Origin of the sequence: Maridesulfovibrio salexigens DSM 2638, from assembly GCF_000023445.1 — a bacterium.
Lineage (GTDB): Bacteria > Desulfobacterota > Desulfovibrionia > Desulfovibrionales > Desulfovibrionaceae > Maridesulfovibrio > Maridesulfovibrio salexigens.
On sequence record NC_012881.1, the window covers coordinates 2425347 to 2437830 of the forward strand.

The 12484-nt window shown below is 47.3% G+C and carries 3 protein-coding genes and 2 pseudogenes; all 5 read left to right on the forward strand.

Annotated features, from left to right (window positions below):
• On the forward strand, window positions 1-7941 hold the full coding sequence (locus DESAL_RS11115) for an Ig-like domain-containing protein (RefSeq protein WP_015852083.1): 7941 nt from the start codon (window positions 1-3) through the stop codon (window positions 7939-7941).
• Window positions 7942-7975: 34 nt separating this feature from the next.
• Window positions 7976-8923: a hypothetical protein gene (locus tag DESAL_RS11120; RefSeq protein ID WP_015852084.1), complete on the forward strand. Its 948-nt coding sequence runs from the start codon at window positions 7976-7978 to the stop codon at window positions 8921-8923.
• A gap of 608 nt (window positions 8924-9531) precedes the next feature.
• A pseudogene (locus DESAL_RS20685) lies at window positions 9532-10311 on the forward strand (ABC transporter transmembrane domain-containing protein); the annotation flags it as partial.
• Between the two features lie 216 nt (window positions 10312-10527).
• Window positions 10528-11187: pseudogene (locus tag DESAL_RS20690) on the forward strand (ATP-binding cassette domain-containing protein); the annotation flags it as partial.
• Window positions 11188-11189: 2 nt separating this feature from the next.
• A complete protein-coding gene (locus DESAL_RS11130; RefSeq protein ID WP_015852086.1) occupies window positions 11190-12482 on the forward strand; it encodes an HlyD family type I secretion periplasmic adaptor subunit in 1293 nt (430 codons plus the stop codon).
• The last annotated feature ends 2 nt before the right edge of the window (window positions 12483-12484 follow it).

Below are 12484 nucleotides of genomic sequence, written 5' to 3' on the forward strand. Positions count from 1 at the left end.
ATGGCTGACGCTCAGAAAGTTTCTCCGTCGACAGTTTATAACGTTCAAGGATCACCCGACGACTACAACTATATCCTCAAGGGTGCCGACCTTATTCTGGTCAACAAACAGACCAATGAAGAACAGGTCTTTCTCTTTGTCGGTAACATCATGAGTCTTGATGGACAGGTCAACATGGAATTCTCCAACGGCCAGTCCCTCGACTCCCCAAGCTTATTTCATCGTTCCGAAATGCCGGACATGGATAAGCAGGATGAGGAAGCCCCTGAATGGGAAGCTGTAACTGACGATTCCACTCCCTCGGACGAAGAGGAAGGTAACTCCGACGAGGGCAACCTCGGCGAAGGAGAACTCCTGAACGCTCAGGCTGCACTCGTCACAGACCCCACTGACGACATTCTCAAGACCCAGCAGCGCATGTTTGATGATATCAACAAATTCGCGCAAGAGCAGAGTTTGTCCAGTACTCCTGATCCTATTGAGAAGATCGATGCTGAAGAGAATGAGCATGATGAGAAAAAAGAAGGCAAGGAAGAAAAAGAAGTAATAGAAGAAGATAAAAAAGATGAAAATAAAGAAGACGACAAACAAGATGGTGATAAACAAGACTCAAATGATAAGCTAGGAACAACAACCTTAACGCTAGCTGAAAGCTCTGACTCCGGGGTTAGTCAAACAGACAGAATAACGAATGATGACTCCCCCACTCTTGAAGGAACTGCTGATCCGTATTCAAAAGTCAAAATATACCGAGAAGGCGAAACTGATCCCATCGACACAGTAGAGGCTGACAAGGATGGAAATTTCACATTCACCAGTGCAGCTTTAAGTGATGATGCTCATAAATTCTATGCAGAAGTGACTTCTTCAGACGGAACTCAGACTTCAAAATCAAGTGTCTTAACTATACAAGTTGATACCACCAATCCAGCGGTACCATCAGAAATAAATATAGACTCTACGGCCTCAAAAGACCCATCAGCTATAACTCTTGATGCAGATGCGGGCAAAATATATACAAACAACAATAAGCCTTGGCTGAAAGGTACTGATGGGGAAGCCAATACGACCCTCAATATATACAATGGAGATGAACTTCTAGGTCCGGCAACTGTAGATAGCAATGGCGTTTGGAGTTTTCAAATTCCTAGAGAATTAGATGATGGGACCTACACATTTACTGCAAAAGCAGTTGATATTGCTGGAAACGAATCCTCCACGGCAGTAGAAGTTTCAAATGTTATCGTAAAAACAAGCTACACCCCCACAGCTGAAATCAAACTTGATTCCTCTGAAGCAAGTAACTCAATTGATATTGATGGAGGTGGTTCAGTTGATGACACAATCACCAACACTGAAACAATCACCCTCAACATTGAGGGTGTTGATAGTGCCGCACGTCTTGTAGAAGTCTTTTTGTTTAATAGTGACAACACTACAACCAAGTTAGGTGCAGCTAAGCTAGAAGGCGGGACTTGGGTATATCAGGTAAACAATTCAGTTATAGACACTGATGGGCATTACGAATTTATCGTCGAAGTTACTGATATGGCGGGTAACACAAAGACACCCTTCTCCAAGCTTGAAGTAGAAATTGACCGTACAGCCCCTACTGAAGACATAACTATTGAACTTGATGCTGACAGTGATTCAGCCGCAAGAGATGGTCTTTTGGGAAATCACACAGATGACTACACTCACGGAACCAAAGCCAGTGATCCTAACGGAGAAGGCTTTCTGAATCTGAGCGGCGGAAATGCTGGACGTGCTGCCAAAGTAGATATTTATCGTAAGGACGGGGATACTTACACTAAAATTGCCACTGTTGATGCCGATGTAGACGGAAATTGGACCTACAGCTATGACGCCAACAGTCATGGGACATCCGGAACCGAAAATGTCACATTTAAAGCCGAAATCAGTGATGCGGCAGGCAACGATAAAAGCGCTGAATTAGTTGTACAGGTTGATAACACCGACCCCACTCAATCCAGCATTGAAGTTGAGGGAGCTCTTGAAACCACTACTACTGCGCACGGACTTTCCACCTCGGTAACCGGATCTACCGTTACCTTGAAAGGGCTTATTGAAGAGAGCCCTGACAAAGTAATTGTAACCCTGTACGAGTGCAACGCTGACGGCAGCAATGCCACTGAAATTACTCACAGCAAAGCAGCCGGGACAGCTCTTTCCATTGTAGCAGACGGCGAGAATTACAAATGGTCTTATGATAAGACCGGAGTGGTCCACGACCAGAATTATTCCTACTACGTCACAGTGGAAGATGCTGCCGGAAACATATCCACCTCCAAAGTGATGACCTTTACTTCGGACCAGCAGACCAATGCTCCCAGCATCGAGCTGGATGCCTCCACTGACACTGCGGCAGTGGGTGATGATATTACTGATTTTATTACTTCCGGCGGAACCGAAAGCCACGATATCAAACTGAAAGTAACCGCTGATGATGACGCTACTCTTAAAGTTTACGTGGTGGTTGATTCAACCGATGCTGATGCAGTGGACCTCGGCAACGGAAACTTCGGTAAATTGATCAGCTCCGGTAAAGTCGTTAACGGTGATGTCGTTACTTATGACGCATCTGCTTACAATGATCAGGAAACTCAGCTTCAGTTCATCACCGTGGCAACAGACGAAGCCGGGAACACCAACACTTCTCCAGTCTACACCATGGTTCTTGATGATAAGGCACCTGAGAACGCAGATATCGTTATCAAAAATGCTGAAACCGCAGAAGTATATGCGGATGAAGCAGCCTCCAACGCCAAGGCATTAACCTTGAGTGGTGATTTCAATGACGGCATCACAACCAGTGTTAGCGTTACTGCCCCGGTTGTACGCGTGTACGAAGTGGACTCCACCGGCACCAAAAACGAAATTGGTACAGCTACGGTGAACGGCGATGCCAGCACAGGATACAGCTGGTCATTCAATTTGGGTAATGCCGCCAATCCCGATAAATACATTTCAGAAGGCAAGCACTCCTTCAAAATTGAAGTAGAAGATGCCGCCGGAAACATCACCACTGAACCTTCCGGTGACGAGACAATCGATATTACCATTGACCGCACTCCTCCGGTAATAAGTGCCGCCCTTGCCGATGACGCAGGCGGAGACAGCATGGACACCGGACGTAGTGAAACAGACTGGATCACCAATCTTGATGACAACCTCAAAATTGATGTTGATGTCAATGAAGCCGGAACCATCACCCTTGTAGTGAACGGACAACAGGTCGTCAGCCGCGAAGTTACAGCTGATGAATTAAATGCCGGAAAAGCTGTTCTGGATCTCTCCTCATTGAATATCGAGAACGGTAGGCTCACTGAAGGTGCTGACAATCCGAACAGTATAAAAATCACAGTGACCGACACAGCCGGAAACTCAAGTGAGATCGATGAAACTCTGGTAATTGACCAGACCATTGATACCGGATCTATTGAATTCAAAGCCGGATCGGACACCGGAGAACTTGGTGACAACATCACCACCATTCCCAATCCAAGCCTGAAAGGTAAGACCGAACCCAACGCCAAAGTTGAAGTTCGCATCATTAAGGTCGACTCTAACGGCACACCTCTTCTGGACGGCGATGGCAACCAGATAGTGGTCTACGCTGCTGCGGCAATGATGGCCGGAGCCAACGGTGATTGGGAAATCACACCTGATGCTCTAGCTTCGGGGACCTACGCAGTTACGGCAGAGATTACCGATATAGCCGGGAACACCGATGTAACCAGCATGCCGCTGACAATTGCAGCCAAGCCTGAATCTCCTTCGATTGCGATGGACGAAGACTCAGCTCCCCTGCTTTTTTCCACACCTAACGGAGCAGAAGACGGTGTAACCTTTGATACTGAACCAAAATTCATTATCACCAAAGGAACAGGAACTTCGGTAACCATGACTTATTGGCAGCTGGATGAAAACGGTCACAAGATCGAATCCAGCAAGCAGACCGTCACCTACGACAGTGACGCAGACAAGGCTATGGCTTCAGTTGATACCGGGGACCTCACTCTTGCTGACGGCAAGGAATACACTTTTGAATTTGTTGTACAGGACGCGGCAGGAAACCCCAGCGACACCGTCACCAAAAATGTTTCCATTGATGCCAGCTATGACGCTGCGGACCTTACCGTTGCTTACTCCCCGGAAGGAGGTGCCACAGTCGTAACAGATGCTGACGGCATAAACCTTACCAAGGATTCCAATCCCGACATTAGCGGTACTGCGGAAAAAGGAAGTCAGGTTCGCATGATGGTTTTGAGCTATGACTCAAAAGCAGCCTTTGATGCAGATAGCGCAAATGATCCAACCGGGCTTGATACTGCCGCTCTGCGCACCTACATCAATACCGGAAGCAATAAATCCCTTCTGGAAAGTGGTTTGGTCAGCGTGGATGCAGCCGGTAACTGGACAGCCGAGCCATCTTTCGGCACCGCACAGGAAGACAAATATTACCGTGTGGTAATTGTTTCTGAAGATCAGGCCGGTAACCTTGAAGCCAAGACCGTCGAATTCCACCACGATAACACTCCGCCGGATGCTCCCGAAATCTGGATGACTGATGACGGAAACACACAAATTATCAGCGGCGATGCCCTGAATAATGTGCGCGACCTTTCACCCAGATTTGAGGGAACATACGATGATGAGGCATACGGAACCACAACCATCACAATTGAATGCCCCGAAAATGGTTATTCCAAAGTCATAGACGTTAAAGACATCACCACAAATGACGGTACATGGTCTTATCAATTCGGCGAAGGTAACGGATTTCTCAAAAAAGGAACCTACACCGCCACTATTTCCAGTAAGGATGCCGCCGGTAACGAAAGCAAAGACTCCTTCGAATTCACAGTTAAGCAGGATACCATCGCTCCGCAGATTGAACTGCTTAACGCAGACATTACCGGGGAGACCGACACAGGGCATACATATTCCTACACCAGCCTGCAAAAAATCGCAGCCGCTGACACAGGAAATGAAAATGCTACAGCAGATCAGGCTCACAACCTCACCCTGACCGGATCTGCCATGGCAACTTACAGCGTTGAAATTTTTAGAGTAACCCTTGATGCACAGGGTAAGGTTGCATCCCGCACCTCTATGGGAACAACTACTGCCAAGGAAGACGGTACATGGGAACTCCCCTTTACTTCCAATCCGGATGCAGGAGATTACCACTACATTGTCACTTGTGATGGTGAAGACTCATCTGTCTATACCCTTCACATCGACAACACCATAGAATTGCCGGAAATCAGCCTCGGCAATGATACCGGTACTATTGCTGATGCAGGAACAGACTGGATCACCAACGACCCGACCATTACCGGAGACGTAGAAGCTGAAGCCACTGTTAAAATCGAGGCGGCACGAACATACACTGCAACTCTGGACAGCGGGACCGGTAAGTACACATACACAGACAAACACGGTGACAGCCACACTGTGAATGCTGACAGCATCATCACCGCTAACGGCAAAACATACTTTGTCGATAGTTTAGACGTTACTGAATACAATATTCCAAGAGATGACACCTCCAGTGGAAGTTACAGCACTACCATCCTGACCGATAGTAGCGGAAAAAAGATGGACGGCCAGTACCAACTGACTGTGACCACCACGGACAGAGCAGGCAACACAAGCTCCTCCACCTCCAATAATATTCTCGAAGTGGATAGCAGTACCATCACGCCGACCCTGCACATGGATTCGGATAGTGACTCTTTCTTTGCAGATGGTACAATTGTCGATGGCATCGATGTCTACGCCAACCTGCCGCAAACTTATAAGGATAAGCTGGATAGCTTTAAAACAGATGAAATAACCAAGGACAACACCCCGACCATTGTCGGCACAGCCGAACCGGGAGCCCAAGTCAGTATTAAATTAACTTTTGACAGTCACACTACAGTGTATACTGCACAGGTTGACGAAAACGGGAACTGGTCCTTTACTCCGCAATCTGCTCTGGTAGACGGTGATTATTCAGTGGAAGTAATAGCTGCGGACGCTGCGGGCAATACTGCTACCAGTGAGACTCCGCTGACTTTCACAGTAGACAGCAGACTAAGCAGAGTCCCCGACATTTCTGTTACCGGAGACGATGATGGGCATGGAGTCAGCGGCAATCTGGACATATTCTATACCGGACAGGTAGACGCAAACCTGCACCTTGTGGGAGAGGCTGGTGCCGCCTATGTGCTTTACCGTGCCAATCCTGATGGCTCTTACACAGCTGTAGACTCGGATTTTCTTTCCTCAAACGGTGCAGCAGACTATGCTATCAACCCCGGAGATTACCCTGCTCACGCCCTTGATGATGGCGAACATGACCTGAATTTCAAACTGGTCACAGTTGATGAAGCGGGCAATGTCCAGAGTTCTGACTTCACTGTAAAAGTGGACATAGCTCCCCCCGCTCCGGCAACCTCCATTGACTATACCAGCTTGACTGGCGATCAAACGGCAACAATCGATGCATCGAATAATGTCAGCATTCACACTAATGACAATAAAACCGACCTTGTAGTTAATACAGCTGAAGACACTGCTATTGTTCAACTCTGGGAAAAGGTTTTCAAGGCAGACGGTTCCTATACCCTCACCTTCGTAACCAGTGCGCAGGTCAGCAGCGGCAGTGCCACTCTGGACCTCACACAGCTAAACAATAATATTCTTGAAGAAGGGACCAAAACCTACAGCATCAAATTTATCGATGATGTAGGCAACCACGCCCCTGCTAGTGATGTGACACTTACTATGGAAGTGGACACCAACCCCACAGCCGTAGATATAGCATTAGATAATGATTCAGACCGCGGTTTTGATGCCACTGATACCATCACCAGCGGCGAAACCTTTCAGTTTAACGGAAACTTCAGCGAAGTCGGAGTAAGTGACTATTCCGACATCGGATACAAAATCACTATCTCCGGCCCGAACGGATCGTGGGAATACATACATACCGCTGGAACAGCCTCCTCTGAAGATACAGGAGACACAAACTACATCCAGAATATTAATGTAAATGATGACGGAAGTTACTCCTTTAATTTCCATGATCCCCACTACGGTGATACAACTCATGGTTTGGACAACGGAGAATATACCGTATCAATAACCGCAACCGATGAAGCCGGTAACAATTCTGACACAGCATCAAGCACGTTCACGCTTAGCAATAATACGTTAGATAACCTGAATCTCACTACCCATGATCTGGGAACGGTTCTTACCTATGAAGACTCTGGTTACGTCTCCTCCAGTGAATCTGATAATTACAAAGTGGAATACACTGCATATGACAAAGACCACAATGTAACTGCAGATGGAGAAGGAACACTATCCAAAGGAAACATAGGAAGCTCTTACTTTAAAAACGACGGAGATGCGTATTTGGAAGTAAAAGCTATAGATCAGGCTGGTAACGAATCAAAATCCGAATTCATTGATTTGGACAAATCAGATCTTAACTACAGCGCCGATTTAGGCAAAGATTCTGATGTTTCTTCAGTCAAGGCCAGCCTGTACGTGGATACCAACAACAACGGCATAGTTGATGATGGCGACACTGTTTATGGTGGTCTTCAGGATATGGCGGTCAGCGATAACTGGAGCATGACTTTTGGAGCATCCCTTACTGAAGGAAACTACGTACTTCAGCTTAAGGGTTATGACTCTGGTGGAACAGCTATAGACTCTTCCAAAACTGAATTCAGTTTCAGCCTTGACGACATGAATACCGGATCTACTACTGACGATATATTCAATACGAATAGCGATCAGGATTTTAACGGAGCCAAAGACGGTGCCGGCGGAGATACAGCTGACACCACTTCGGGAACCCATACCGTGGTCGATGTAGAAGTGCACCATGACCATATTGATTTTAACATTTCATAAATCGTAGCTATACGATTTTAGGGGATAAATATAAATGTCTGCTGATAGCGGTCCTCCGTGGCCGGGTTTTGTTGATGCGCTCTCGACTGTACTCATGATGATGGTGTTTTTCACACTGCTTATGGTGCTGGTAACCGGAACGCTCTCATATATTGTTGCGCTCAAGGAAGTTAAGCCCGGAGCAGCCCACTCAAAGGAACAAGTTGAAACCTTGGTAGCTGCCGCCCAGGACCTTTCTTTTATGGAAAAAACTTCTTCCTTGGACAAACTTACCGAAGCCATGACCCAGAGCGCTGTTCTGGACAAGGAAGACCTCGTGACCTCTCCTCCGCCCGAACGTGTTGATATTGAAGCGCTGGAGAGGGAAAAAGAGATGCTCGAAAAAAGAGTTGCTCTTGCGGAAAGTGCTGCGTGGACTGCACATCAGGAACTGCAAAAACTTAAAGACGAAGTCAAAAAACAAGAGGCCGCAAAAGACCCCAAACTGGCCGCAAAACTTCAAGCCGCATTAGATAAGATCAAACGCCTTGAAGCTGATGGAGCTGTCGAGAAAAAAGTTCAGACTGAAGACGAATATGTTCCGCCGCCGTTTGTTACCAAAATGGTTCAGGGTTTGAACAATAAAAACCGTGTGATCATTCTTTATAACAAACTGACCAGCACTCTTGAAGAAAAAACCGAATCAGAACTGCTTGCATGGGTTAAACAGAATGAATCTGCAATCATGAGTAAAGGGTTGCTGCTTACTGCTACCCTTAATCACGAAGCGGTTTCATCCAGCATGGCCAACTCTGTTTCCTTTAAAAGACTTTACGGACTGATCAAGTACGTGAATGACACAGCGCATATTCCTAAAAGCAAGATTAAATTCCGTGCCTTGAACGAAGGCGTACCGGGAACCAACCAGGTTGTAATCAGCGTAGGCAGCAGCTTTGGCAAAACGAACAAAAGCACAGACTTGAATACTACCGCTAAGAAATAAGGGGCAGGGACTTGGATAACCATAAAAACCCAAACCCGGCTCCTGATACTGCGGTAAAAAATCAAACCGAATCAGCCAAAGGCTCCGGCGACACCATTAATACAAAAGGTGCAACGCAGCCCGAGGATGGCGGCTCTGAAAAATCAGACCTCGCATCGCAAGAGAGTGTAGGGCTTTTTAATCCCGATGAGGATGAAAAAGGCGCCTCAGTTACCTCATGCCTGAAAAAAATTGCCGATAAATACGGCATTGTCGTTAGCGGCAGCTCCCTGCAACTAGGCAGTTCTTCATCTACCAATGAATACCTGCGCTTGCAGGCTGATAATATGGGGCTTAACTTATCCATAAAGCCCCTGCCGCTGAAGATAGAAGATGAAATGCTGCCTCTGATTGTGCAGTACTCAGACGGCAGCTTTGCGCTTATCGAAGAGAAAGTAGGCCGCAGGCTTACCCTCTGGAACGGCAGACAGGAAATCATCAGGAACAAAAAATCTGAATTCTCCGAATTCAAAGACTGGGCCTGCTCCTTAAAGCCTGTTTTTGAGACTGACAGGGTACCCTTCCTGAGCCTGACATGGTTCATAGGCCAGATCGGTAAGATGTGGCCCATGTACTCTCAAGTCATTCTGGCCACGGTGATGATCCACTGTTTTACTCTGGTCATCCCGCTGCTCATGGGTATTTTCTACGACCGCATCCTCCCCAACCTTGCGGAGAACTCGCTCAAGGTGCTGATCACCGGAGCCATCATCGTGCTGGCCTTTGACTATATCCTCAAGAATGTACGCACATCTCTTGTGGAAAAGGCTGCCCTGCGCGTGGAACAGGACGCGGAACCGCAGTTGCTATCGCTCGTTCTAGATACCAACTACTCCAAACTGCCTATTTCAGCCGGACATCTGGCTCATGCGGTTCAGGAATTTTCACGCATTAAATCCCTGTTCACAACACAGCTGGTAGTCGGGTCTATTGATTTCTTTTTTCTTTTTTTCTTCCTGTTCATCATCTACCTGAACAGCGGGATGCTCTTTGCTGTTCCGGCTGTAACTTCTTTTCTGGTCTTGATTGTGGCTGTAGTTTACGGCTTTTTCATTGATGCCAATGTATCAGCCCAAAGCAAACTACAATCACGCAAGAGCTCATTTTTAAATGAAATTTTCAATGGAGTTGAATCCATCAAAGTAACTAATGCGGCAAGGCTCTTTGTTTCCCGCTGGGCATCCGAAATTGAGAAATCAGGCGAAATGTCCTCCAAATATCGCATTGCCCAGTCCCGTTGCTCCATGACCACCGGATTCCTTGGTCAGCTCAACTCTGCCGGACTGCTCATCGTAGCTTTTTTCCTCATCAAAAACGGCAACATGAGTAGCGGCGGCCTGCTGGCGACTATGGTCCTATCCGGGCGCTGCATTGCAGTTTCAGCCAGCATGTCCAATTTGATTACCTCTTACCTGTTTGCACGCCGTTCATATAAGGATCTGCGTAAAATCCTTGAACTGCAAAAAGAAACCTGCGAAACCCGCCAGTTCAAAATCCAGCAGCTGGGTGGCGGTGTTCGATTTGACAGTGTTTCCTTCCGGTATCAGCCGGAATCACCCTACGCTCTCGAAAATGTATCCTTTGAAACAAAGCCGGGAGAAAAAGTTGGAATCATCGGCCCTATGGGTAGCGGTAAGTCCACCCTGCTCAAACTGCTGGCAGGCCTTGCCGACCCAAGTGAAGGTCTGATCATGCTGGATGGGCATAATATGGCCCACCTCAATATCGAAAAAGTTCGAGAATTTGTCGGTGTGGTTCCGCAGTCGCCAGTACTCTTTCATGGCACCCTTGAACTGAACCTGCTCATGGGCTCGCGCACAGCCACCCAGAAATCACTGAAGCAGGCTCTGACAATTTCCGGCATCGAAAGATTTGTTTCCAAACACCCGCTGGGCCTTAAAATGCCTATACTCGAAGGTGGAAAGAACCTTTCCAGAGGGCAGCGTCAGGCCGTGGCGGTTGCCCGCGCCTTGATCAGCTCCCCCCCCTTATTGCTCCTTGACGAACCGACCAGCTCTATGGACTCCACACAGGAACGCATGCTTATCAACCAGATTAAGGGAACCATGGCTGATAAATCTATTTTCGTAGTCACCCACAGGCCGCAGATTCTTGAGGTTGTGGACAGAATTCTGGTTGTGGATCAAGGACGTATTGTTGCCGACGGACCACGCGATGAAATCATCCGGAAACTTTCCAGCCCGGCTCCGGCCAAACAGGGGTAATCATGGGAAAGAACTGGAAAAGCAACCTTTTGTGGTCCTTGGAGAAAAGCCTTGGAAACTGCATTGTTCTGCTGCTCATTTTGGGCTTTACAATCGTATTCATGCTCTGGGCCCACTCCAGCAAAATAGAAAAAACCGTACGTGCCCAAGGCGTTGTGGAAACCAACCTGACCGATAAAATTGTGGGACATTTCGAGGGCGGTGTCGTTGAAAAAGTATTTGTGGAAGAAGGTGATACCGTCCGCAAGGGGCAGGAAATCGTCGCAATTGCCAACACAAATATCACAGAGAAGAGAAACAAATCGCTCATCAAAATGAAGCGACTGCAAGCCAAGCTGAACCGGCTGATGGCTGAAAGTAATAACAATACAGATGAGTTCTCACACAAGGCTTCAACCCCGGAAGAAAGGAGTGAAATCCAATTCGCCCGTATCCGTGGAGATGCCCTTAAAGAAAAGATAAATATCCTTAAGACCCAGATCCAGCAGTCCAGAGCAGCCCTTTCTGCCAGCGAAAAGCATGTGCAGAATCTGCTTGATGAGCAAAAAGTGCTAAAAGAACAGCATGATATGCTGGAACCAATGGTAAAAAAAGGAATCGGTTCCCGACAGCTTTTGCTGCAACGCAAAACCGAACTGGCAAAAATCACTACCAACATTGCTGAAATTTACAATAAAAGGGATGAATACTCCCTTGAAATTCGCGAACTTGAACAGCGCATCAATCAAGAAGAGCTGGATTTCTACCGCGACATCCGCGAAGAAATCAACCTTGTCAGTTCCGAACTGAAAGGAGTCCGCGAAGAACTTAACGCCGCCAATGAACAGATTGTGCGCAGCGTTATCCGTTCTCCCATTGACGGTACAATATACAAGCTCAGTGCAAACACTGTGGGCGGTATTGTCCGTTCCGGTGAGGCTTTGGCTGAAATCGTGCCTCTTGATGCCACCATCCGCATTGAAGGAAAGGTTCAGCCCAGCGACCGGACCAAAATATGGAACGGCATGACCGCTAAAATCAGACCCTCATCATATGAGTTCTCTGACCAGACCATGCTCAAAGCCAAGATCGTCAACATCTCGGCCAAGACATACTTCGATGACCTGACTCGCACATGGTACTACCGGGTAATTTTCAATACCATCAAGGAAGATGCGGAAAAGGTTAAAGAATTCCTGCCAGGCATGATCGTAGAAGTTAACATTCTTTCCGGCGAAGAAAGCGTCCTTGAATACCTGCTCTCCCCTATCACAAGGGGAATGCGTGGTGCCCTTTCCGAGCACAGAACCCGCTGATA

Excerpts from the sequence above, each read along its gene's own strand:
- DESAL_RS11115 (WP_015852083.1), top strand. The coding sequence starts at position 1 with ATGGCTGACGCTCAGAAAGTTTCTCCGTCGACAGTTTATAACGTTCAA.
- DESAL_RS11120 (WP_015852084.1), top strand. The coding sequence starts at position 7,976 with ATGTCTGCTGATAGCGGTCCTCCGTGGCCGGGTTTTGTTGATGCGCTC.
- DESAL_RS11130 (WP_015852086.1), top strand. The coding sequence starts at position 11,190 with ATGGGAAAGAACTGGAAAAGCAACCTTTTGTGGTCCTTGGAGAAAAGC.